The organism is Bradyrhizobium sp. Ses1 (assembly GCF_059512365.1).
The window spans coordinates 1-22,257 of sequence record NZ_JCAMOQ010000008.1; the positions used below are offsets into that span (position 1 = coordinate 1).

The following is a 22,257-nucleotide window of genomic DNA, read 5'->3' on the forward strand; positions in this document are numbered from 1 at the left end:
CCCAAGGCTTCCTCCTAAAAGAAAGCCTTGAATCACGTTCCGTCTGATTTGAGAATCCCAAGAGTCCACACAGCCTAGAGCTTCGGTTCTGATGGAATCAGATCCGAAGCTCTAGATTCTAGTTTTGACGCGTTTTCTGCGCAGATAAGTCTACGCAATCTGCGTAAACTTGATTGCTATGCGAACCGGAGTCCACTTCGCTCGAAAACGCTCTACGCTTTAACGACAAGTTTAGAAAGGCCGGCAACGGCCATGGCGCCAAATGAAGCCGCGGGGGCAGACGCGAGGCGCCACCACCATTCTCGGTGCAGGCCGCACGTAGACGGCGCGGTTGGGTCGGCAACCGCCATACGGACCACGGTGAAAGCCGGGGCCGCAACCGCCCGCCGCGTTTGCGGAGCTGAAGCTCGCGACCATGCCAGCCGCAACGACAGCCGCCGCCAGAACATACTTCATTCTTTTTCTCCCATTGAGTTCTCGCCGCACTCGAATGCGACAGTGATTCGCCGCGCTGGAGTGTCGCAGACGCCGCATCACTTGTCGCGGAGCATAGTTTCCAGGGCTGAATGCGATGTGAACGGAGCGGTTACTTCTTACCGTGGAGCAAAGAAACCTGCTACCAAGTTAGCGTTCTGCAGCATTTGCCGGTGCAAATGACGAAGCAATGACGGCGCCAGTTCTTCGCTGCGCTCGCGTGCCGCTATTCGCCAGTCCCGAATAGCGCAGCAAATCGCTTTTCGCCGTTCCGCGAAAAATTCACCACGCGGCTGCCCGGCGTCGTGTCGCGCGCCGCCCATTTCAACTCGGTGAAGCGCTCCATGATCGCAGCGCCCAGCGTGCCCGCCAGATGATGCCGCCGCTCGCTCCAATCGAGGCACGCCTTGCATACGGGGCGGCGAGGATGGAGTAGCGCGTCGGCGTCGATCTGCAGCGCCTTCGCGATGAAGCGCTTGCCTTCGCCGGTCAGCTCCATCGCGTCCTTGCTCTGCCGGATCAGCCGCTGCTTCTTCATGCTGTCGAGCATCTGAACGCCGAGGTCGCCCGCGAGGTGATCGTAGCAGATCCGCGCGCGGCGGAGCGCGGGGTCCTTCGGCCCGGTGCGCACGCGCATGTGGCCGGCGCGCGCGGCAAGCCCCGCAAGCCCCTCCAGCACGCCTGCGACGTCGGTGCCGGTGAGGCGGTAATAGCGGTGGCGGCCCTGCTTTTCCGGCTCGATCAGCCCGCCAGTTTCGAGCTTGGACAGATGCGAGCTCGCGGTCTGCGGCGTAATGCCAGCTTCCTGCGCAAGCTCGCTCGCGGTAAGTGCCCGGCCGCTCAACAGCGCGGTGAGCATGTTGGCGCGCGCGGGGTCGCCGACCAGCGACGCGACCATGGCGATGTCAGGACCAGCTTTCATACTTCGATCTTAGCCGAAGCATTAGCGTCGAGCAAGGCGTTATCATTCGCGCAACCTGATCGAAGTGTCGCACCGGTGCGAGGTGTCGCACCGGTGGCGACGAGGCGGTCCATCATTCCGCGTGCGCGGACGGATGCTTCCGCCTTCGCCCGCAACGACGCAAGCTGTGGGAGCAACCCATGACCATCACCGCGTTCATCCGCTACCAACTCGATCCCTTCAAACGCGCGCAGTTCGAGGAATATTCCAGGCGCTGGCTCACCATCATTCCCAAATGCGGGGGCGATCTGATCGGCTACTTCATGCCGCACGAGGGCACCAACAACATCGCCTTTGCGCTGATCTCGTTCGAAAGCCTTGCCGCCTACGAGGCCTATCGCGCACGGCTGCGCGAGGACGCCGAAGGCATGGCCAATTTCAACTTCGCCGAGGAACAGAAATTCATCCTGGCCGAAGAGCGGACTTTTTTGCGCCCGGTTACGTTGTAGACTGTCGCCTTCCGGAACGAGGGAGGTGCCGATGATTGCCGTGATCTTCGAGGTCTGGCCGAAGCCCGAACTTCGGCAGCAATATTTCGATCTTGCCGCCGAGTTGCGGCCGATCCTGGAGAGCATTGACGGCTTCATTTCCGTGGAGCGCTTCGAGAGCTTGACCGAGAAGGGAAAGTTCCTGTCGATATCGTTCTTCCGCAATGAAGCCGCCGTCGAGGCCTGGCGCAATGTGGTGGAACATCGCAGGTCTCAGGCGAAGGGCCGCGCGGTCATATTTGAGGACTACCGGATCCGGATCGCCAGCGTGATCCGCGACTACGGCATGAACGATCGCGCGCAGGCGCCCAGGGACAGCCGTGCCGTTCATGAGCCGCACTAGCTCGCAATACCAATCATCGAAAGGAGAGCAACCATGCCGGTCACGATTGCCGAGAAGCGCGCTGCGTTCAGGAAGCTGCATGAGAGCGGCTGCTTCATCCTGCCCAATCCCTTTGACGTCGGCAGCGCCCGCGCACTGCAGCAACTCGGTTTCAAGGCGCTCGCCTCCACCAGCGCCGGCTTTGCCTGGACCATCGGCAAGGCAGACAACCGCGTCACGGTCGATGATGTCGTGGGCCATCTGACGGCGCTTTGCGCCGCCGTCGATCTGCCCGTCAACGCCGATTTCGAAGGCGGCTTTGCCGTAGAGCCGGACAACGTTGCAACCAACGTTGCCCGCGGCGTCACGACAGGGGTTGCGGGACTCTCGATCGAGGACTCGACCGGCGATGCGGCAAAGCCGCTGTACGACTCCAGCCTGGCGGTCGAACGCATCAAGGCCGCGCGCAAGGCGATCGACGCCGAGGATAGCGGCGTCCTGCTCACCGGCCGCTGCGAAGCCTTCCTGTGGGGACGGAACGATCTCAATCTCGTCATTGAGCGGCTGCAAGCCTATTCCGCCGCCGGCGCCGATTGCCTCTATGCGCCCGGCATCAAGACGAGGGACGAGATCGCGGCGGTCGTGAAGGCGGTGCATCCCAAGCCCGTCAATCTCCTGATCGGCGCCTCCGGCCTGTCGCTGCGGGAAGCGACCGATCTCGGCGTGCGCCGCATCAGCGTCGGCGGCTCGCTGGCGCGCAACGCCTGGGCCGGCTTCATGAAAGCCGCACGCGAGATAGCGGAGCAGGGAACCTTCACCGAACTCGCCCACGGCTATCCCGGCGGCGAGCTCAACAAGATGTTCAAGTAGCGGTTCTACAAGAAACACGGCGGGCAGATCATGCCCGCCGTGCCTGCGAGAGTGTCGATACCTCTTACTTATTGCTGTCCGGTTTGGCCGAACGGTCGATCTCCTGGCCGGTCGGATTCGACTGCGGTGGTGTCGGGCGGTTGGTCGCCGCGCCCGTCGTCGTGCCGGGTTCGGTGTTGGCCTTCGGCGTGGTCGATGGAGATGCGGGGTTGGCCGGCTGGTTCTGCGCGCTCTGCGATGGCGGCGTCGTGCCGGCATTGTTAACGGACGTGTTGTTCAGGCCATAGAACACTGCGCCAAGCACCACCGCGATCGCAATCGCGAACATCGCGATCTTCGCACCACTTGCCGGGCCCTCGGCAAGCTCCGGATCCGGCTGCAACTCATTGTCCAGATTGTTGAGACGCGCCTGATGGCGGATCTCGTCCTCGGTCATATTGCTGCGGTCAGGGTCATTCGGTTGGTATGCCATTGGGGTTCCTCCGTTAGCCTAAGTTACAACTCGCGAGCGCTCCCTGACGTTCCCGGTCCCTGCGTGCTGCACGTCTTCGTCGAAGAAGAATGCACTGCACAAAAACACTTGAGCGAGAATCGCGCCGGCCGTTTGACGCCATGCCTGCATCCGCCCACCTGCTGTCGGCCTTCCGGGCACCTTACGGCGTTTCGCGCAACACCCCTCCGGCGCACGAAGCGAAAACAAACCCGGTCATTCCAGGCACGAAATTGCGAACTTCGAAAGCGAGCTGCTTCAGCACAGAATTGTGCTGCGCGGCCTTTGAAAACCGACATAGACTGGTTCTAAGGCGCTTGGATGACTAGCTAAAATCAGTCGCTGCGACCAAGGATTACGAGGGCTTAGATGGGAATCAACCAAGGTCCGATCAGTCTCGACCAGAAGTATACTCAGGGCACCGGCCATATCTTTCTGACCGGCATCCAGGCCCTGGTCCGTCTGCCGATGGCGCAGATCCGCCGCGACCGTGCAGCCGGCCTCAACACCGCGGGCTTCATCTCCGGCTATCGCGGCTCGCCGCTTGGCGGTTACGACCAGCAGCTCTTTGCGGCGAAGCACCATCTTGAGCAGTACAACATCAAGTTCCAGCCTGGCGTGAACGAGGACTTGGCTGCCACGGCGGTCTGGGGCTCGCAGCAGCTCCACCTCTCGCCCGGCGCCAACTACGACGGCGTGGTTGGCATCTGGTACGGCAAGGGCCCAGGCGTCGACCGTTGCGGCGACGTGTTCCGCCACGGCAATGCGGCGGGCTCCGCCAAGCATGGCGGCGTGCTGTGTCTGGCCGGCGACGACCATGGCGCCAAATCCTCCACTGTGCCGCACCAGTCCGACCACGCCTTCATCTCGGCGCTGATGCCCTATCTCTATCCGTCCAGCATCCACGAGATGATCGAGATGGGTCTGCTCGGCATCGCGATGTCGCGTTACTCCGGCTGCTGGGTCGGCATGAAGGTGATCACGGAGACGGTTGAGACCACGGCCGAGATCGACCTCAGCGACGAGATGACGCCATTCGTGATCCCGACCGATTTCGAACTGCCGCCTGATGGCCTGAACATCCGCTGGCCCGACGACCGCTTCGAGCAGGACCGGCGCCTGCAGGACTACAAGGGCTATGCGGCGATCGCTTTTGCCCGCGCCAACAAGGTCAACCGCATCACCATGGATTCGCCGAACGCGCGCTACGGCATCATGGCCTCAGGCAAGAGCTACGAGGATATCCGCCAGGCGCTGCGCGAACTCGGCATCACGGAGGAGATCGCCGCCAAGATCGGCATCCGGCTCTACAAGATCGGCATGCCTTGGCCGCTGGAGCCGGAAGGCGTGCGCAACTTTGCCGTCGGCCTGGAGGAGATCTTCATCGTCGAGGAACGGCGCGAGATCGTCGAGAACCAGGTCAAGCAGGAACTCTTCAACTGGCGCGACGACGTCCGCCCGCGCATCGTCGGCAAGATGGACGAGCACGAGAAGCGCTTCCTTACTTTCGCTGCCGAGCTCAGCGTCGCCTCGCTCGCGAGCTCGCTGACCGAGCGCCTGCTTCGACTCAATCTCAACCCTGAGATCGCCGAGATGCTGCGCGCCAAGGCCGACTGGTTCAACGGCCGCCAGGCGACGCAAATGCAGGCGACATCCCCGATCGCCCGCGTCCCGTATTTCTGCTCGGGCTGCCCGCACAACACCTCGACCAAAGTGCCGGAAGGCAGCCGCGCGATGGCCGGCATCGGCTGCCACTTCATGGCGCTGTGGATGAACCGCAACACCGAGACCTTCACCCACATGGGCGGGGAGGGCGTGCCGTGGGTCGGCATCGCGCCGTTCACCAACGAGAACCACATCTTCGCCAATCTCGGCGACGGCACCTATTTCCATTCCGGCATTCTGGCGATCCGGCAGGCCGTCGCTTCCAAGGCCAACATCACCTACAAGATCCTCTACAACGACGCGGTCGCGATGACCGGCGGCCAGCGTCACGACGGCGACCTGTCGCCGCAGCAGATCACCTTCCAGCTCCACGCCGAAGGCATTCGCGAGATCTACCTCGTCTCCGAGAATCCCGACGCCTATCCGGCCAGCACCATCGCGCCCGGCGTGAAGCTCGCCCATCGCGACGAGCTTGAGAACGTCATGAAGGCGTGCCGCGAGTTCAAGGGCACGTCCGCGATCGTATTCGTGCAGACCTGCGCCGCCGAGAAGCGCCGCCGCCGCAAGCGCGGCCTGATGGAGGATCCGCAGCGCCGCGTGCTGATCAACCCGGCCGTCTGCGAGGGCTGCGGCGACTGCTCGGTGCAGTCGAACTGCATCTCGGTCGAGCCGCTGGAGACTGAATTCGGCCGCAAGCGCACCATCAACCAGTCGACCTGCAACAAGGACTATTCGTGCGTGAAGGGCTTTTGCCCGTCCTTCGTCACCGTCGATGGCGGCAAGCTGCGCCGCCGCGCGCCGCCGGATCTCGGCGCCATCGGTGACCTGCCTGAGCCGCCGACGCGGCCGTCGCTGGAGCGTCCGTATAATATCGCGGTCGGCGGTGTCGGCGGTACCGGCGTGCTCACGATCGGCGCGCTGCTCGGCATGGCCGCTCATATCGAAGGCAAGGCCAGCATGATCCTGGACATGTCGGGCCTCGCGCAGAAGGGCGGCGCGGTGCTGAGCCACGTCCGGCTATCAGATCACCCGGCCGACGTTACCTGTTCGCGCATCGTCACCGGCACCGCCGATCTCGTGCTGGCCGCGGACGAGGTGGTCGCGGCGTCCAAGGAGACGATCACGCTGTGCGAATCCGGCCGCACCGCCGGCATCATCAACAGCCATGTGATCCCGACCGCGGACTTCATCCTCAACCGCGACTTCAACTTCCAGGTTCGCAAGGTCAACTCGGTGCTGGAGAACGCACTGCGCCAGGACTCCGCCTTCTTCGATTTCACCAGGCCGGCCGAAGCCCTGCTTGGCGACAGCATCGCCACCAACATCATGATGATGGGCTACGCCTATCAGAAGGGCCTGTTGCCGCTGTCGGCGGCGTCGATCGAGCAGGCGATCGAGGTCAACGGCGTCTCGATCAAGATGAACAAGGAGGCCTTCCAGCTCGGCCGCCTTGCCGCCGCCGATCCGGTGCGGCTGGCCGCGATGATGAAGGACCAGGACGAGCCGGTCGCGCCGAAGACGCTGGATGCCATGACGCTGGACGAGATCATCGCCCACCGCAGCGCCCATCTCACGGCGTATCAGAGTAGCAGGTTGGCAAAACGCTATCGCAAGCTGGTCGACCAGGTGCGCGATGCCGCCACCAAGGGCGGCCATGGCGAAGCGCTGCCGCGCGCGGTTGCGATCAACTACGCAAAGCTGCTCGCCTACAAGGACGAATACGAAGTCGCGCGTCTCTTTACGGACGGCAAGTTCGAGCATCAGCTCCGCGAGCAGTTCGAGGGCGATTTCAAGTTCAGCTTCAATCTCGCGCCGCCGATCCTGAGCAGGGGCCTCGATGCTCAGGGCCGCCCGAAGAAGCGCGCCTTCGGTCCGTCGATGCTGAGCGTCTTCCGCGTGCTGGCCAAGCTGCGCTTCCTGCGCGGCACGCCGCTCGACCTCTTCGGCTATAGCGCCGATCGCAAGCTCGAGCGCGATTTGATCGCAGGCTACGAGAAGGACGTCGCGACCGTGCTCGGCCTGTTGTCGCCGGTCACGGTCGACACTGCTGTCGAGTTGCTCTCGCTGCCCGATCGCATCCGCGGTTACGGCCCGGTGAAGGAAAAGGCGGTGCAGGACGCAAAAGCCCGCTACGCCCAACTCGCCGCCGACCTCGCCAACCCGCCGCCAGCCCCGAGGCAAATGGCAGCGGAGTAGCGTCGGGCCACGGCGCCGCTGCTTCCTCCTCATGGTGAGGAGCGCGTAGCGCATCTCGAACCATGAGGCCCCACTGTCGCCCACGCCCATCCTTCGAGACGGCCGCTTCGCGGTCTCCTCAGGATGAGGTCGGAGAGTGCGGCCACGACCGCTTCCCTCTCGCCGCACGGAATATTTCCGCGCTTGCCAAGGCCTGCCTGACGGTCCAGAAAAACGCTCGCACCAGAAACGCCAGCGGAGAACGAGTTGACCATCAAAGGCAAGGCTTACATTGCCGGCATCTATGAGCATCCCACCCGGCATGCTCCCGATAAATCCACCGCGCAGCTCCATGCCGAGGTCGCCAAGGGCGCGATCGAGGATGCGGGGCTCACCAAGGACGATATCGACGGCTATTTCCTCGCCGGCGATGCGCCCGGCGGGCTCTGGCCGATGGTCGATTATCTCGGCTTCAACACCAAGAAGTTGCGGCACGTCGATTCCACCGAGACCGGCGGCTGTTCCTACCTGATCCACCTGGGTCACGCAGCCGAAGCGATTGCTGCCGGCAAATGCTCGATCGCGCTGGTGACGCTCGCCGGCAAGCCGCGCACCGGCGTGATGCCGCCGCGCGCCGCCGGCGCCGAGGCCGATTTCGAATCCGCCTACGGGGCTACCACGCATAACGCCTACGGCATGTGTGCCATGCGCCATATGCACGATTACGGCACCACCAGCGAGCAGCTCGCCTGGATCAAGGTCGCCGCATCCCATCACGCGCAATACAACCCGCACGCGATGCTGAAGGAGGTCGTCACAGTTGAGGACGTCCTGAACTCACCGATGATTTCAGATCCGCTGCACCGCATGGACTGCTGCGTCGTCACCGACGGCGGCGGCGCGATGATCGTCACCACGGAGGAGATCGCCAAGAGCCTGAAGAAGCCGCTGGTGCGCCTGATCGGCCATGGCGAAGCGATGAAGGGCCCGCGCGGCGGCAAGGATCTCGATCTGACGTATTCCGCCGGCGTGTGGTCCGGTCCGCGCGCCTTCGAGGAAGCGGGCGTGACGCCGAAGGATATCAAATACGCCTCGATCTACGACAGCTTCACCATCACCGTGCTGATGCAACTCGAAGACCTCGGCTTCTGCAAGAAAGGCGAGGGCGGCAAGTTCGTCGCCGACGGCAACCTGATTTCCGGCGTCGGCAAATTGCCGTTCAACACCGATGGCGGCGGGCTCTGCAGCAACCATCCCGTCAACCGCGGCGGCATGACCAAGATCCTCGAGGCCGTCCGGCAACTCCGCGGCGAAGCGCATCCGAAGGTGCAGGTGCCCAATTGCGATCTGGCGATCGCCCATGGCACCGGCGGCCTGCTCGGCGTCCGCCACGCCGCCTCGACCTGCATTCTGGAGCGCGTGTGATGACTGAAGCGAAGAAATACAATGCGCCGGTGACCAACCCGGAAACCGCGCCGTTCTGGGAAGCGGCCAAGCAGGGCAAGTTCCTGATCAAGCGCTGCACCGCCTGCGGCGAGCCGCATTACTTCCCGCGGTCGATCTGCCCGTTCTGCTTCTCCGACAAGACGGTGTGGGAAGAGAGCTCGGGCGAGGCGACCGTCTATACCTACAGCCTGATGCGGAAGTCGCCGACCGGCCCGTACGCGATCGCCTATGTCACGCTGAAGGAAGGCCCGTCGCTGCAGACAAATATCGTCGACTGCGACCTGGACAAGATCAGGATCGGCCAGAAGGTGAAGGTGGTGTGGAAGCCGACCGATGGCGCGCCACTGCCGTTCTTCACGGCGGCCTGAGAAGTACCTTCTCCCCCTGTGGGAGAAGGTGGCAGCCGCAGGCTGCCGGATGAGGGGTTCTCTCCACAGGCACAGGTGCTCATGGAGGCAACCCCTCGCCCGAACGAGCTTGTTGCTGGCGGCGGAGCGGCCCTCTCCCACAAGGGGAGAGGGCGCAGCAACTAGCGCCGATGGAAAAGGAATCGGGAGGAACGAGAGAAATGCCGATCAACTACGAGCAACTGATGGCCCTGAAAAATCTCGGCCAGAAGTACAGCTACGGCGATCGCGAGGTGATGCTCTACGCCTATGGCATCGGCATGGGCGCCGATCCCATGGACGAGCGCGAACTCGCTTTCGTCAATGAAGCGACGCTGACGCCGCGTCCGCTGAAGGTGGTGCCGACCTTCGCGTCCGTTGCGGCCTGGGGTGCCGGCCCCGGTGAGATGAACCTCAACCGCGTGCTGGTGGTCGATGGCGAGCGCGACATCAGCTTCCACAAGCCGCTCGCAACGGCCGCAAACATCACCGCTGATTCCAGCGTGCTCGACGTGTTCGACAAGGGCAAGGACAAGGGCGCGGTGATCCGCCACCAGACCATCCTGAGGGATGAGAAGGGCGAGAAGCTCGTCACGCTGGTCGCCTCGCGCTTCGCCCGCGGCGACGGCGGCTTTGGCGGACCGTCCGAGGGCCAGCCCGAGCCGCACAAGGTGCCCGAGCGCGCGCCCGACCGGACCGTCGACATCGCAACGCGCCCGGACCAGGCGCTGATCTACCGCCTCTGCGGCGACCGCAACCCGCTGCATTCCGATCCGGAGTTCGCGAAGAAAGCGGGCTTCCCGCGGCCGATCCTGCACGGCATGTGCACCTACGGCATCACCTGCCGCGGCGTGCTGCAAACCTACGCCGATTACGATCCGTCCGCCTTCAAGCAGCACGTCGCGCGCTTCTCTTCGCCGGTCTATCCCGGCGAGACCGTGACGATCGATCTCTGGAAGGACGGCAACGTGATCTCGTTCGAGGCCAAGGTGAAATCGCGCGGCGTCACCGTGATCCGCAACGGCAAGACGGTGCTGGGCTAGTCGGCCTTGGTTGAGGCGCTCTGAGTTATCTCGTCATGCCCGGGCAAAAGCGCGAAGCGCGTCTTCGCGCTAGATGTCCCGGGTATCTACGTTCTTTGTTGCAAATGGCGCCTAAGTCGAGGATGGCCGGGACGAGCCCGGCCATGACGGAGAGGAAGAAAAAACAAAACGGGAGAAGCAACCATGGGATTACTCGACGGCAAGGTGGCGCTGATCACCGGCGCGGGCGGCGGGCTCGGTGAGGCCTACGCAAGACTATTCGCACGCGAGGGCGCGGCGGTGGTGGTCAACGATCTCGGCGGCCCGCGCGATGGCTCGGGCGCCGACAAGTCGATGGCGCAGCAGGTGGTGGATGCGATCAAAACCGAGGGCGGCCGCGCGGTCGCCAATGGGGCCGACATCTCGACGCTGGAAGGCGGCCAGTCGGTGTTCGACGATGCCATCAAGAATTTCGGCCGCGCCGACATCCTCGTCAATAATGCGGGTATCCTGCGCGACCAGACCTTCGCCAAATCGAGCGAGGCCGACTGGGACAAGGTGATCAAGGTGCATCTCAAAGGCACCTTCTGCTGCACGCTGCCGGTTTTCCGCTGGATGCGCGAGAACGGCGGCGGCGTCATCGTCAACACCTCCTCGACCTCGGGGCTGATCGGCAATTTCGGCCAGAGCAATTATGGCGCGGCCAAGGGCGGCATCTGGGGTTTTTCCAACGTGCTGGCGATCGAGGGCCGCAAATACAACATCCGGGTCTGGACGCTGGCGCCGGGCGCCTTGACGCGCATGACAGCAGACCTGCCCCGCTATAAAGAAAACCCCGGCGCCGCGCTTGGCCCGGACGGCATTGCGCCGGCCGTGCTATACATGGTCAGTGATTTGTCGGGCGACCAGACCGGCAAGGTGCTCGGCGTCTCCGGCCCGCGCGGGGTGCGGGAGATGCGTATGATGGAAATGGAAGGCTGGAAGCCGCCGTTCACAGGCTGGAAAGCCGAGGATATCGTCGCCCATGCCAAAGAGATCTTCTTCTCCGAGGAGCAGATCAAGATGGGTGCGCGGCGGTTTTGAGTTACACAGTCGTTCCGGGGCGCGCGCAGCGCGAACCCGGAACCTCGAGATTCCGGGTCTGGTCCTTCGGACGATCCCGGAATGACGAAAGAGGATAGAGGCACGAATGACAAAGCTCACCGCCCAAGCCGCCGGCACGTTCGCTATCGCGCCGACGCCGTTCCATGACGACGGCCGCATCGACGAGCGTTCGATCGACCGGCTCAGCGACTTCTACACCGAAGTCGGCTGCGACGGCGTCACCGTGCTCGGCATCCTGGGCGAGGCGCCGAAGCTGGATGCAGCCGAGGCCGAGCAGGTCGCACTTCGCTTCATCAAGCGCGCCAAGGATCTGCAGGTGATCGTCGGCGTCTCCGCGCCGGGCTTCGCCTCGATGCGTTCGCTGGCCAAGGCATCGATGGATGCCGGCGCCGCCGGCGTCATGATCGCGCCGCCGCCGCACCTGCGCACCGACGACCAGATCATCGGCTACTTCAAGCAGGCGCAGGAAGCGATTGGCGACGACATTCCCTGGGTGCTGCAGGATTACCCGCTGACGCTCACGGTGGTGTTCACGCCCGCGGTGATCCGCAAGATCGTGATGGACTCCCCATCCTGCGTGATGCTCAAGCACGAGGACTGGCCGGGCCTCGAGAAGATCACCACACTGCGCAATTTCCAGAAGGACGGCTCGCTGCGTCCGCTGTCCATCCTGGTCGGCAATGGCGGCCTGTTCCTCGATTTCGAGATGGAGCGCGGCGCCGACGGCGCGATGACCGGCTACGCATTCCCCGAGCTCCTGATCGACGTGGTCAAGCTCTCAAAGGCCGGCAAACGCGACGCCGCGCATGATCTGTTCGACGCCCATCTGCCGCTGATCCGCTACGAGCAGCAGCCGGGCGTCGGGCTCACCGTGCGCAAATATGTGCTGCAGAAGCGCGGCATCATCGCCTCCAGCGCGCAGCGCAAGCCGGGCGCCGTCATCACGCCGCAGGCGAGGGCGGAGGTCGATTACCTCCTGTCGCGCGTGGCCCGCGTCGACCGCCGCGCCAACCTGCAGCCGCAGTCCAGCGCCGCAGGCTGAATTCTTACACCTCATGGTGAGGAGGCGCACAGCGCCGTCTCGAACCATGAGGCCCGGATGTTTCCGCATCATCCTTCGAGACGCGGCCGATGGCCGCTCCTCAGGATGAGGTCCTGAGGAGTGAGCCGCCATGGCCGAGATCGTCACGCCGCGCCCTGCCTCCACCATCCTGCTGCTGCGGGATGCCGCCGCGCGGCGCGAAATCGAAATCTTCATGATGGTGCGCCACTACGAGATCGATTTCTCCTCCGGCGCGCTGGTGTTTCCCGGCGGCAGTGTCGACAAGGGCGACAAGGAGATCATCGCCAACCACACGCTCTATTCCGGCGGCGAGGGGCTCGACGAGAGCGCGCTCAGCTTCCGCATTGGCGCGATCCGCGAGACGTTCGAGGAGAGCGGCATCCTGCTGGCGCGGCCGAAGGGATCGAGCGAGCTGGTGGATGCCGGACGGGCCCACGAGATCGAGCTCGCGCATCGGAGCCGGCTCTGCGAAGGCAAGACCAGCTTCCTGAACGTGCTGGCCGAGACCGGCATGGTGCTGGCGCTGGACGAACTCGTGCCTTACGCGCACTGGATCACGCCGGAAGGCATGTCCAAGCGGTTCGACACCTGGTTCTTCCTTGCCGCAGCGCCCCCGGAGCAGCTCGGCACCCATGACGGCAGGGAATCCACAGATTCGATCTGGGTTTCCCCTCGGGAGGCGCTGGAGGGCGGGGAGAGTGGCCGCTTCAAGCTGCCGTTCCCGACGACCCGCAACCTGATCAGGCTCGGCAAGCAGGCCAGCGTCGGAGAGGCGCTGCAGGACAGCCGCGGCAAATCCATTGTCACGGTGATGCCTATCATGACCAAGACCGCCACCGGCCGCCAGCTCCGTATCCCGCTCGAGGCCGGCTATGACGGCGAGGTCTTCGAGGTCGGCGCCGCCGGCTAGAGCATGTTCCGGAAAAGTGGAAACCGGTTTTCCGAAAAAGATCATGCTCAACAAAGAGATTAGATCATGATCCGATTTCGTCTAATCGGATCATGATCTAATCGCCAGCGGCGCGCCTGCTCAGCCCGGACGGACTATGTGGGCCTCTTAATGGAGAAGTCTCCGCAGACGTAATTCCAGTTCGTCAGCACCTTGTTGATCCATGCCCGGTCCGAAGAAACGATCAATCCAGTGATGTTTTTCGAGTCCGCGCCGAACATGGGCTTCATTGCGAGCACGTTTTCAAACGATACGGTGGTGTCATCATTCTTGGCCTTGAAGACAAGAAAAATAGATGACGCTCCGTCGATGAACAGTCCTGTCGTGTCTTTCGCTTCTTCGTAACAGCCGAAACGGATGTATCGTCGCTCGGGAGGAGGCTGAGTATTTTCGTCGGTGAGCTTATTGATAAAATCGAAACGTTTGTAAGAACCGTTGCCACCGGCGACCAGATCCGAGGTCTTGTCGACGACTGCAATATCTTCGGCAAGAAGAGTAGTGAGATGGTCGGTCGCTTGCTTAGGGTGCGGATTGTTGCGTGCGTATTGGGCGAGAGAAGTGACGAGATCGTCGACCTTGGAAGCGATCACCCTGAATTTTGGCTGAATGCTGCTTCGATCGATGACTGGAAGAATTCCGTCAACGTCATGTTGGGTGAATTTTTGCTCGGCCTGAAAATCCTTCCAGATTAGACCGTCCTGATCTCTGCGGCTCGTAATCGCTGTCGCGTAATCGCGCGAAAGGCATTGCACCGTCTGGTCATTGTCGATGCCGGCCTTGCCGGCAAGCGCAATCATTCCATAGGCAATATCGAGGGTGGAGCGGAAACCGAGGTCCGAGATCCCAAGACGGGCAGCTCGGCAGCTTTGCTCGAGCTTGGTTGCGTCAATCTTGTCTGGCGCAGCCTTCACCTGAGCGCGAAGATCGTCGCGGAAGCTTGGATTTCTGTCCAGCACGATCGATTCGATTGATCGGATCGTCACGTTAATGGCAGCATAGTCGGTGACGTAGCGGTAGGTCCCGGTCCGCAAGACATCGACCGGTCTCGTCTGGGTCCTTCCCGATTTCAGCGCGCCGAGCAACTTGCTGAAAGGGTCGGCCGCGGACTGCAAGTTGGTGATCTTCGAGGCGACCGCAGTCGGCAAGGCTTGCCCTGTGAAGAACGAGAACAGCGGCGATACGATGCCGAGCAGACCAGATACAAACTGGCCAATCGGGCCGCTGGCTGGATCGTCGCTTTCGTTCTTCACTGCGACCAAAGCGGGTTTCGAGCCTGGGACGAGGAAATCTTTCTTGCAGTCCCGATAATCGTACGACGTCCAGTCCTTGCTGCTCGCGCTATAGGCCTGAACAGCTCCGATCGCATCGCTCGGGAGCTTGTCCACGGCGGGAGTGCCTGTGCCGACAGATTTTGTAATCAACACGAGAAGGCTGCGTGTCTTGCCGGTCCATGCGTTCGTCACGCCCTCAAGCGATCCCCCGCGTGGAGTGCATCGGACCTCGACGGCGTAAAGGCCGAGACTTTGAACCTTCGAATTTCTCGATGGAGGCCTGGTCCAATCAACTTGATCTTCCCAAGCGGCACTGACAGGCGTGGCGACGGTAAGAAAACTCAAGAACGATAGCAACTTCGCAAAACGATGCCCCATAAAATCCCCCACTATCAAAGATTGCACGACTAGCAGGCGCAATAGTTGGATGCAAGCTGCCGCCCTGACCAACGATCGTTTCGTCTGTTCTGTCGTTTGGTCTACGCGTGGTCTGTGCGGACGAGCAATGTAAGGTTGTGTCGTGCGCCGATGGAGTCGCTGTGTTCGATTTCGCGGCGGCCTTGTCTCCTCGGCACACGGCCTCCGCGCCTCCAGGCTGCGCCGTTGAAGAGCGGTATCCTGTGGCCAGCTTTCTCAACGTGCCCATCGATGGGCCCCACCCGGCACTGGAGGGGCGCAAAGCCCGCTTTGGGGCTCGGGCCCGGTTTCCACGGAGCCGAATTACGTCGTATATTGGGGTCGATTTCAGCCTGGCCCCCCTTCGCATGACCTCCGAATTGCCGCCGAATCCGCCCCAGAAGCGACCGTTCGCGCTGTCGATCGGTCAGCTTACTTTCGGCAGCTTCCTCCTGGTGCTGGCGGTGATCATCATCACCTCGACCGCCAGCGTGATCGCGATCCGTCACATCGACGCCACGTTCGGCGAGCTGCAGCGGCTGCAGAGCGTCGGCGACCTGGCCGAGGATATCGATCGCAGGATGAACGAGCTGCGGCTTGCGGCACGCGACTTCGTCACTGATCCCGGGACGCAGACGATTCAGGTCGGCGAGGCCGCCAGCGCGCTCGGCGAGGCGCTGAAGAAGACCAGGATCGAGCTTGCCCCCGAGCAGCAGGACATGATCGACGGGGTGACCGAGCGCCTCGCCACCTACCGCGGCGGTATCGAGCGCATCTCGGCGCTGATCAACCGCCGCGCCGAGCTGATCATCGGTCTGCCGCCATTGCGCGAGGCCTTCGAAAAGGCGGTAGCCGAAACGTCCGATTCCGCGACTGCGTCCACCCTGCTGCAGGCCCAGGGCCGCATCGCCACCGCGCTGCTTGCCCACAACCCGTCCGCGGCCGAGCAGGCGGCGCAGAGCATGCGGTCGATGACCATCACTGAGCCGGCGCTGCGCACGGCCGTGAACAATTACGCCGACGCGGTCGTCGCAATATCGATCCGGGAACGCCAGATCGCCGATATCGACCGTGAGGTGCTGGGCACCGAGGGACGGCTGATCCAGCGCGTGACCGAGCTGTTGCGCGAACTCAGTTCGCGCCGCGGTCACGTCCTGTCGCGGGATTTCGCGCGCACGCTTACCGAGGCGAAATGGCAGAGCATCGTGCTTGGCTCGGCCGGCGTGCTGATCGGGATCTTCGCCGCGCTGCTCGTGGTCCGCCGCACTGTGCGGCCGCTCGCCTCAATCACCAAGTCGATCCGCGCGGTCGCAGCCGGCGAGAAGAGCGCGTCGATCCCGGCGACCGACGTCGACAACGAGATCGGCGAGATCGCCCGCGCCGCCGAGGTATTCCGGAAGACGCTGGTCGATGCGGATACCGCGCGCGAAGCAGCGGTGCGCGCGCTCGCCGAGCAGCGGCTTGCAGAAGAGAGCTATCGCAAGCTGTTCGAATCTTCCATCGACGGAATTTATGTGACGACGCCGGGCGGCGCGCTGCTCAATGCCAATCCGGCGCTGGCGTGGATGATGGGCTATGCCACGCCGCAGGACCTGATCAACGGCATCGACGACGTCGCCTCCAATGTCTATGTCGATCCGGCCGCGCGCACCGAATACCAGCGGCTGATGGACCGCGACGGCATGGTGCGCGACTACGAATATCAGGTCCGTTCCCGCAGCGGCGCGGTGCTGTGGCTGTCCGACAGCGCGAGCGCGGTGCGCGACGAGAAGGGCGAGGTGATCCGCTACGAAGGCACGGTGCGCGACATCACCGACCAGAAGCGGGCCGAAGACGCGATCGCCGAAGGCCGGCAGTTGCTGCAGATGGTGATCGACACCGTTCCGGCCGTGATCAACGTCAAGGATCGCAATCTGCGCTACGTCCTGATGAACCGCTACATGGCTGGCATTTTCGGCATCGAGGCGCACGAGGCGCTCGGCCATACCACCGGTGAGCTGATGGCACGCTATGGTGCTGCAAAGACCGACGAGAACGACAAACGGGTGTTGTCGGGGCGAACGGAGCTCGGCTTCTACGAGGAGGAGTACAAGGACGTCGCCGGCAACATGCGGCAATGGCTGGTCAACAAATTGCCGATCCTCGACATCAACGGCGAGATCGAGAACATCGTTACGGTGGCGCTCGACATCGGCGAGCGCAAGCGCAGCGAGCATGAGATGCGGAAAGCGCGCGACGCTGCGGAGGCGGCGCTACGCAATTTGCGCGAGACGCAGAACTCGCTGATCGAGGCGGAAAAGCTCGCGGCCCTCGGGCGGCTGGTCGCGGGCGTCGCGCATGAGGTCAACAATCCCGTCGGTATCAGCCTCACCGTCGCCTCCGCGCTCGAGCGCAAGGCGGCGACCTTTGCCGCGCAGGTCGAGCGCGGCGAGTTGCGGCGTTCGAGCCTGAACGATTTCCTTGCCACGACGAGCGATGCGTCCTCGCAGCTCGTCGCCAATCTCAACCGTGCCGCGGAGCTGATCCAGTCGTTCAAGCAGGTCGCCGCCGACCGCAATTATTCCGATCAGCGCAACTTTGACCTCGGCGACCTCACCGAGCAGGTGGTGATGAGTCTGAGGCCGGGCCTGCGCAAGCACAATCTGACGCTGAATGTCGATTGCCAGCCGAACCTGATCATGAATTCCTATCCCGGCCCTTATGGCCAGGTGCTCACCAATCTCTTCCTCAATTCGGTCGCGCACGCCTTTCCCGACGGCAGGCCTGGTATCGTCGACATCCAGGTTCGCGCTTCCGGCAGGGACAATGTCGAGGTCATCTTCTCCGACAATGGCTGCGGCATGTCGCTCGACGTGCGCCGCCGCGCCTTCGATCCGTTCTTCACGACGCGCCGTGACCAGGGCGGCACCGGCCTCGGGCTTCACATCGTCTACAGCATCGTCACCACGCGCTTAGGGGGCCGTCTCGATCTCGACTCCGAGCCCGGCGGCGGCACCCGCATCCAGATCATCCTGCCGCGCGTCGCGCCCGTGGAGCAGGCCGCAGAGTAATCAGCTTTGCAATGGAGGCGAACGCGCAGCTTGTGCTCCCTTTCCCGCTTGCGGCGGGACTGGGGCGGGGGGTGTCTCCACGAATCGCGCTGTTCGATCGTGGGGAGAGAGCCCCCACCCGGCGCTTCGCGCCGACCTCCCCGCAAGCGGGAGAGGCGAAGTGAACCCGCAGTCAGATCGTCTCAATCTGATGGCGTGATGCGCTAATCGATATCCACGAGCTTGCGCAGCGTGGCGCCGAAGATCTGGCTGGCTTTGCCGACCAGCGCGGTTCCGCTCATCGTCGCCTGCGTGGCGGTGAAAGTTCCGGTGACGCCGATGCCGACCGGCGCAGGTCCGCCGAATAGCGGGTTGTCGCTGTCGCGCGGCGTGGTGTGTCGCTGCACCAGCACTTCGCCTTTGAAGGTGTTGCCTTTCACGGTGTAGGTGCCGGTGTAATAGAGATAGGCATCGCCGCCGACAATCTGGCCGTCGCGGAACACGATCACCCCGCTGCCCTTGCCGACGCGTCCGTCGAGCAGGGTGACGTGAATAGAATACAGGCCGTTTCTCATAGTGCCCCGCGGCCGGCCCCCTTCGCCCAAGGGCTGCCGGTTCAGAATTTATGCCAAAGCGGCATGGCCGGCGCAACGTAGCAGGTTGCCCATGCGTCGCTCGATGCCGTGCGAACCCGAAATGATTCCATTGGTGAACGACGTCTCGATGACGACGTTGTCGCTGACAGCGCTTGGCGAATCAACTTGGCCCGCGAAATGCATAACATTTGTCGGCACCGGCCGGTGGGTGCAGGAGCGAGAGACAGGTGACGAACTGGATCGATTCCGGCCGCATTTACGCGCGCCTACGCGCAGAGCTCACAGGTTCCATCCGTGAAATTACGGACCATCGTCGAACGGTCCGCCTCAGAGTCCCACTCACATTGAGTCTTGTCGCGTTGTTGTCGGTCGCCGCCGTAAGTCTTGTGCATGCGCGCGATCCCGATGGCCGTTACGCCAATTCGCCGCTCAAGCAATGGTTCGACAGTTTGAGGAGCGGGAAGGGGCCGTGCTGCTCCGACGCTGACGGCACCGCGGTGAGCGACGTCGATTGGGAATCCAAGGACGGACATTATCGCGTGCGCATCGACGGCGAATGGATCGACGTGCCCGATGATGCCGTGATCACCGAGCCGAACCGCTACGGCCGCACGATGGTGTGGCCGATCCGCGGCTATCTCGGACTGCAGATCCGCTGCTTCATGCCCGGCAGCATGACCTGACTGCTAGAGCGTTTTCGAGCGAGGCATGCCCTCGGACTTGATCCGAGGGTGGACACCGGTTCGCGTGAAGAAAACGCGTCAAAACAAGAATCTGGAGCTTCGGTTCTGATCCAATCAGAACCGAAAATGCTCGACGCGCACGTCGCACGGTCAGGCATATTTCTTGTCACGCTCCAGGAGCTCGATCGAGATGCCCTGCGGGCCGCGGATGAAGCAGATGCGCACGCCGGGACGGATCGTGGTCGGCTCCGTCGTGAACTCGACGCCCTTTGCCTTGATCTCGGCGGCGACCGCGTCGATGTCGTTCACCGCCAGTCCGAAATGGTCGAGGCCCTGATAGGGCGTCACCGGTGGCGCATTGACGCCGTCGCCCGGTGTGACCGGCGCGATGAACACCTTGGCGCCGCCGAGCTGCACGTCGATGCGACCGGGATTGCGGATGATCTCGCCGCCCAGCACGTCCCGGAGCCATGCCGCGGTTGCTTCGGGATCGGGGGTGCGCAGGTGGATATGGTCCCAGGTAACCTCTATCGGCATTTCATCTCTCATCTTGCTCGATGATTTGTTTGAGCATGATCTTCCCACGCAAATGCTGCGCGTTTGTCGCGGGGAAAACCGGTTTCCACATTCGGATCATGCTCTAACCGCGCGATCCGCTGGTGCGGCAATCTACCGGCTCGGAATCCACAAGGCCATCCTGTCGCAGGTACTGCCGCAATTTTGCCGGGAGAGCTTGGAACCGTAGTTTCGGCGGATGGTTAATTGACTGGCGGTGGTTTCCGTGCAGCAGCGCGTCCCTTTCAAGCCGTGCGGTGATCCGCCGGAGCGGCTTTGCGTGCAGGCAGGAAGCGCTGTCACGCGGGTGAGGACATGGCCATGGGCATCGGCAGGTGGTCGTTTCGAGGCTTTGGCGCCAAGCTGGTTCTGCTCGCCGTCCTCGCCATCGTCGGATCTGCCGGATGGCTGATGCTCCCCGATCCCAGCGATGCCAATAACAAATCAGTTGCCGTGGCGTCGCCGCCCTCGACTTCTCAGCAGAAGGTCGTTTGGCTCGATAAGGCGACTGCGCCGACCGAGCAGGCGGCTGCGCCAGTCGAGCAAGCGATCGCGCCGGCGGAGGATGTCGTCGACGATGAGGCGCCGGCTGCCAGCACCAACGAGCCCTTCACAGTCGAGCGGGCGCCGATCGATGGGCTGAAGATCTCCCGCCAGTTCTGGCGCCGCGGCGGCCTCGGCTCGAAAGCGCTGGTCTGGCTGACGCTGCGCAATGCCAACCACTATCCGGTCAAGGATATCGAGATCGCCTGCGCCTTTGCCCGCGCCGACGGCACGCATCTCACCGACCGCCGGCGCGTGATCAGCGACACCATCAACATGAAGAGCCGCAAGACCTACGCCGGCGTTCTGGTCGGGTTCGTGAACATCAATGCAAATAAGGCAAAGTGTTCCCTGGTCACGGCAAGCCGAGCCTAGACCTTCGGTTCTGATTGGATCAGAACCGAAGCGCTAGATTCTCGTTTTGACAGGTTTTCTTGACGCGAACCGGTGTCCACCCTCGGATCAAGTCCGAGGGCACGCCTCGCTCGAAATTGCTCTAGCTCAAGCGTCCCGAAAAAGTGAACGTTTCGGTTGAACCCGTAGCGTGTGGCCAGGAACTAACTCCCTATATCGCCATTAGGCGATTAAACCGCGTCATCGCGCGGGGGAGCTGTTTGTGATGTTGGTGACGCGTTATTTCCTTTATGTCGGCGGAGCCTTGCTCGCGGCCTTATACGCAGTCGACGCCCTGGTGCCGCAGGACGCGGCCACGGCAAGCCACAGCGCGCCTGGCATCGACAAGTCCACCGTCCGCATCCAGTCTGCCCAGAAGCTGCCGGAACGGGTGGTTTTCGACACCAGCCTCCCGACCATCGTGCCGCCGGCTCCAGCCACCCAGATGGCTGCCGCGCCGCTTCCGCCAGCGCCCGGTGCCGAGTCGTCGGTTGCCCAAGCTCGCGAGCGCGAGACCTTCGCCCAATACGTCCCGGCCGACGCCAAGAAGCACGAGCCGCAGGCGCCGAAGAGGCATAGAGTCGCCAGGGCGCGGGCCTACCAGCCGATGTACGCGGGTCAGCCGATGTATATGGGTCAGCAGCCGATGTTCATGGGCCAGCGGCCGATGCGGGTTGCGCAGCAGTCGCGCTTCGGCTTCTTCGGCGGCTGGGGCACCTGGTAACCGGATTGCGGCCGGATTACTGCGGCAGCTTCGGGATCTTGTCGGCAAAGCCGTTGTAGCAGGTCAGCCGCTCGTCCTCTTCCTTCACGAACCGGCACTCGCTGACGGCCTTGGCCGCGGCCGGCTTCGGCTTGGGTTGCGGCGCGAAGACCTCGTCATAGCAGGTCAGCCGCTCCTTGGTGCCGTCATCGATCTCCTGGCATGCCTGGAGCTTCTGCGCGACGGATGGCTGCTTGCCCTTCTCGCCTTTCTTCGCCGCCGTCTTCTTGGCGCCGACTTGCATCAGGGGCTTGTCGCCGACCATGGGCGGACTGGCGGGGGCGGCCGGCGGGGTCGTACCTTGGGCGAGCGCGGCGGCCGGATACAGAAGCGCCAGCGCCAGGATGATCTTTCTCATATCGAATTGTCCGAAATGGCGGGACCGGAGAGGGCGCCCGAACGGATCGAACCGGACCGCTGGAATCGCCCCAAAACCCAACGTTGTTTACTCGCGCTTGTGCGCCCGTCCAAGCGGGCGCAACGCCGCTCCGACAGGCCATGTTTCTTTACGGATTTTCCGGTTCCTGTCCAGCGGGACGGAGCCTCCGGCCGGCCGCCCGGCCCCCAGCCCCCCAAAAGGAGGGCTAGAGCATTATCGGTTCTGATGGAATGA

At 63.1% G+C, this 22,257-nt stretch carries 21 protein-coding genes; 14 read left to right on the forward strand and 7 right to left on the reverse strand.

All coding sequences use genetic code 11. The features are described from left to right. Positions 1–231: 231 nt before the first annotated feature. Together AC5ZG5_RS12030 and AC5ZG5_RS12035 are read right to left on the reverse strand one after the other, a co-directional pair. Positions 232–456, reverse strand: a complete 225-nt coding sequence (locus AC5ZG5_RS12030) for a GCG_CRPN prefix-to-repeats domain-containing protein (protein WP_080663701.1) — start codon at positions 454–456, stop codon at positions 232–234. A gap of 244 nt (positions 457–700) precedes the next feature. After that, positions 701–1,396, reverse strand: coding sequence for an ArsR/SmtB family transcription factor (locus tag AC5ZG5_RS12035; protein ID WP_028164064.1), 696 nt, complete (start codon positions 1,394–1,396; stop codon positions 701–703). Positions 1,397–1,575: 179 nt separating this feature from the next. Between AC5ZG5_RS12035 and AC5ZG5_RS12040 the strand changes: the two genes are divergently transcribed. Genes AC5ZG5_RS12040 through AC5ZG5_RS12050 form a run of 3 tightly spaced genes read left to right on the forward strand, consistent with a single transcriptional unit; the run spans position 1,576 to position 3,115 of the window. After that, a complete protein-coding gene (locus tag AC5ZG5_RS12040) occupies positions 1,576–1,884 on the forward strand; it encodes an NIPSNAP family protein (protein ID WP_456645520.1) in 309 nt (102 codons plus the stop codon). Positions 1,885–1,915: 31 nt separating this feature from the next. After that, a complete protein-coding gene (locus AC5ZG5_RS12045; protein WP_130230338.1) occupies positions 1,916–2,266 on the forward strand; it encodes an antibiotic biosynthesis monooxygenase family protein in 351 nt (116 codons plus the stop codon). A gap of 33 nt (positions 2,267–2,299) precedes the next feature. Beyond that, positions 2,300–3,115 carry an isocitrate lyase/PEP mutase family protein gene (locus AC5ZG5_RS12050; RefSeq protein WP_456645519.1) on the forward strand — a complete coding sequence of 272 codons (816 nt, stop codon included), beginning with the start codon at positions 2,300–2,302 and terminating at the stop codon, positions 3,113–3,115. A 64-nt stretch (positions 3,116–3,179) separates the two neighbouring features. Here the strand turns inward: AC5ZG5_RS12050 and AC5ZG5_RS12055 are convergent, their stop codons facing one another. Next, positions 3,180–3,587 (reverse strand): hypothetical protein, encoded by a 408-nt coding sequence (locus AC5ZG5_RS12055; RefSeq protein WP_130230342.1) that lies wholly within the window; start codon positions 3,585–3,587, stop codon positions 3,180–3,182. 387 nt (positions 3,588–3,974) lie between these two features. On the opposite strand from AC5ZG5_RS12055, the gene AC5ZG5_RS12060 reads away from it, so the two are divergent. From AC5ZG5_RS12060 to AC5ZG5_RS12090, 7 genes are all read left to right on the forward strand, one after another. Next, a complete protein-coding gene (locus AC5ZG5_RS12060) occupies positions 3,975–7,466 on the forward strand; it encodes an indolepyruvate ferredoxin oxidoreductase family protein (protein WP_456645518.1) in 3,492 nt (1,163 codons plus the stop codon). A gap of 246 nt (positions 7,467–7,712) precedes the next feature. Further along, positions 7,713–8,870, forward strand: coding sequence for a thiolase family protein (locus AC5ZG5_RS12065; RefSeq protein WP_130230346.1), 1,158 nt, complete (start codon positions 7,713–7,715; stop codon positions 8,868–8,870). After that, complete coding sequence (locus tag AC5ZG5_RS12070) at positions 8,870–9,259, forward strand: Zn-ribbon domain-containing OB-fold protein (RefSeq protein ID WP_028164057.1); 390 nt, start codon at positions 8,870–8,872, stop codon at positions 9,257–9,259. Before AC5ZG5_RS12065 ends, AC5ZG5_RS12070 begins: the two co-directional genes overlap by 1 nt. Positions 9,260–9,459: 200 nt before the next feature. Next, a complete protein-coding gene (locus AC5ZG5_RS12075; protein ID WP_456645517.1) occupies positions 9,460–10,320 on the forward strand; it encodes a MaoC family dehydratase in 861 nt (286 codons plus the stop codon). A gap of 183 nt (positions 10,321–10,503) precedes the next feature. Continuing rightward, positions 10,504–11,382, forward strand: a complete 879-nt coding sequence (locus AC5ZG5_RS12080; RefSeq protein WP_456645516.1) for an SDR family oxidoreductase — start codon at positions 10,504–10,506, stop codon at positions 11,380–11,382. Between the two features lie 106 nt (positions 11,383–11,488). Beyond that, positions 11,489–12,445, forward strand: a complete 957-nt coding sequence (locus tag AC5ZG5_RS12085) for a dihydrodipicolinate synthase family protein (protein ID WP_456645515.1) — start codon at positions 11,489–11,491, stop codon at positions 12,443–12,445. A 130-nt stretch (positions 12,446–12,575) separates the two neighbouring features. After that, positions 12,576–13,376 carry an NUDIX hydrolase gene (locus AC5ZG5_RS12090; protein WP_456645514.1) on the forward strand — a complete coding sequence of 267 codons (801 nt, stop codon included), beginning with the start codon at positions 12,576–12,578 and terminating at the stop codon, positions 13,374–13,376. A 134-nt stretch (positions 13,377–13,510) separates the two neighbouring features. Here the strand turns inward: AC5ZG5_RS12090 and AC5ZG5_RS12095 are convergent, their stop codons facing one another. Next, positions 13,511–14,878: a hypothetical protein gene (locus tag AC5ZG5_RS12095; protein WP_456645513.1), complete on the reverse strand. Its 1,368-nt coding sequence runs from the start codon at positions 14,876–14,878 to the stop codon at positions 13,511–13,513. 572 nt (positions 14,879–15,450) lie between these two features. Here AC5ZG5_RS12095 and AC5ZG5_RS12100 point away from each other — a divergent pair. After that, positions 15,451–18,132: a PAS domain S-box protein gene (locus AC5ZG5_RS12100; RefSeq protein WP_456645512.1), complete on the forward strand. Its 2,682-nt coding sequence runs from the start codon at positions 15,451–15,453 to the stop codon at positions 18,130–18,132. 203 nt (positions 18,133–18,335) lie between these two features. Here the strand turns inward: AC5ZG5_RS12100 and AC5ZG5_RS12105 are convergent, their stop codons facing one another. Next, a complete protein-coding gene (locus AC5ZG5_RS12105; protein WP_028164051.1) occupies positions 18,336–18,686 on the reverse strand; it encodes a GrlR family regulatory protein in 351 nt (116 codons plus the stop codon). Positions 18,687–19,051: 365 nt separating this feature from the next. On the opposite strand from AC5ZG5_RS12105, the gene AC5ZG5_RS12110 reads away from it, so the two are divergent. Further along, entirely contained in the window at positions 19,052–19,390 is a 339-nt protein-coding gene (locus tag AC5ZG5_RS12110) for a hypothetical protein (RefSeq protein WP_245474950.1), read from the forward strand. A 150-nt stretch (positions 19,391–19,540) separates the two neighbouring features. On the opposite strand, the gene AC5ZG5_RS12115 is transcribed toward AC5ZG5_RS12110, so the two are convergent. Continuing rightward, positions 19,541–19,927, reverse strand: coding sequence for a VOC family protein (locus tag AC5ZG5_RS12115; protein WP_456645511.1), 387 nt, complete (start codon positions 19,925–19,927; stop codon positions 19,541–19,543). A gap of 339 nt (positions 19,928–20,266) precedes the next feature. On the opposite strand from AC5ZG5_RS12115, the gene AC5ZG5_RS12120 reads away from it, so the two are divergent. Further along, a complete protein-coding gene (locus AC5ZG5_RS12120; protein ID WP_456645510.1) occupies positions 20,267–20,863 on the forward strand; it encodes a hypothetical protein in 597 nt (198 codons plus the stop codon). 244 nt (positions 20,864–21,107) lie between these two features. Next, complete coding sequence (locus tag AC5ZG5_RS12125) at positions 21,108–21,605, forward strand: hypothetical protein (protein WP_456645509.1); 498 nt, start codon at positions 21,108–21,110, stop codon at positions 21,603–21,605. Positions 21,606–21,621: 16 nt separating this feature from the next. Here AC5ZG5_RS12125 and AC5ZG5_RS12130 read toward each other — a convergent pair whose 3' ends face one another. Further along, positions 21,622–22,002: a hypothetical protein gene (locus AC5ZG5_RS12130; RefSeq protein WP_028164047.1), complete on the reverse strand. Its 381-nt coding sequence runs from the start codon at positions 22,000–22,002 to the stop codon at positions 21,622–21,624. Between the last annotated feature and the right edge of the window lie 255 nt (positions 22,003–22,257).

What these genes read in the sequence shown, in the direction of transcription:
- AC5ZG5_RS12030 (WP_080663701.1), bottom strand. Translation starts at nt 456, where the DNA reads ATGAAGTATGTTCTGGCGGCGGCTGTCGTTGCGGCTGGCATGGTCGCG.
- AC5ZG5_RS12035 (WP_028164064.1), bottom strand. Translation starts at nt 1,396, where the DNA reads ATGAAAGCTGGTCCTGACATCGCCATGGTCGCGTCGCTGGTCGGCGAC.
- AC5ZG5_RS12040 (WP_456645520.1), top strand. Translation starts at nt 1,576, where the DNA reads ATGACCATCACCGCGTTCATCCGCTACCAACTCGATCCCTTCAAACGC.
- AC5ZG5_RS12045 (WP_130230338.1), top strand. Translation starts at nt 1,916, where the DNA reads ATGATTGCCGTGATCTTCGAGGTCTGGCCGAAGCCCGAACTTCGGCAG.
- AC5ZG5_RS12050 (WP_456645519.1), top strand. Translation starts at nt 2,300, where the DNA reads ATGCCGGTCACGATTGCCGAGAAGCGCGCTGCGTTCAGGAAGCTGCAT.
- AC5ZG5_RS12055 (WP_130230342.1), bottom strand. Translation starts at nt 3,587, where the DNA reads ATGGCATACCAACCGAATGACCCTGACCGCAGCAATATGACCGAGGAC.
- AC5ZG5_RS12060 (WP_456645518.1), top strand. Translation starts at nt 3,975, where the DNA reads ATGGGAATCAACCAAGGTCCGATCAGTCTCGACCAGAAGTATACTCAG.
- AC5ZG5_RS12070 (WP_028164057.1), top strand. Translation starts at nt 8,870, where the DNA reads ATGACTGAAGCGAAGAAATACAATGCGCCGGTGACCAACCCGGAAACC.
- AC5ZG5_RS12075 (WP_456645517.1), top strand. Translation starts at nt 9,460, where the DNA reads ATGCCGATCAACTACGAGCAACTGATGGCCCTGAAAAATCTCGGCCAG.
- AC5ZG5_RS12080 (WP_456645516.1), top strand. Translation starts at nt 10,504, where the DNA reads ATGGGATTACTCGACGGCAAGGTGGCGCTGATCACCGGCGCGGGCGGC.
- AC5ZG5_RS12085 (WP_456645515.1), top strand. Translation starts at nt 11,489, where the DNA reads ATGACAAAGCTCACCGCCCAAGCCGCCGGCACGTTCGCTATCGCGCCG.
- AC5ZG5_RS12090 (WP_456645514.1), top strand. Translation starts at nt 12,576, where the DNA reads ATGGCCGAGATCGTCACGCCGCGCCCTGCCTCCACCATCCTGCTGCTG.
- AC5ZG5_RS12100 (WP_456645512.1), top strand. Translation starts at nt 15,451, where the DNA reads ATGACCTCCGAATTGCCGCCGAATCCGCCCCAGAAGCGACCGTTCGCG.
- AC5ZG5_RS12105 (WP_028164051.1), bottom strand. Translation starts at nt 18,686, where the DNA reads ATGAGAAACGGCCTGTATTCTATTCACGTCACCCTGCTCGACGGACGC.
- AC5ZG5_RS12115 (WP_456645511.1), bottom strand. Translation starts at nt 19,927, where the DNA reads ATGCCGATAGAGGTTACCTGGGACCATATCCACCTGCGCACCCCCGAT.
- AC5ZG5_RS12120 (WP_456645510.1), top strand. Translation starts at nt 20,267, where the DNA reads ATGGGCATCGGCAGGTGGTCGTTTCGAGGCTTTGGCGCCAAGCTGGTT.
- AC5ZG5_RS12125 (WP_456645509.1), top strand. Translation starts at nt 21,108, where the DNA reads ATGTTGGTGACGCGTTATTTCCTTTATGTCGGCGGAGCCTTGCTCGCG.
- AC5ZG5_RS12130 (WP_028164047.1), bottom strand. Translation starts at nt 22,002, where the DNA reads ATGAGAAAGATCATCCTGGCGCTGGCGCTTCTGTATCCGGCCGCCGCG.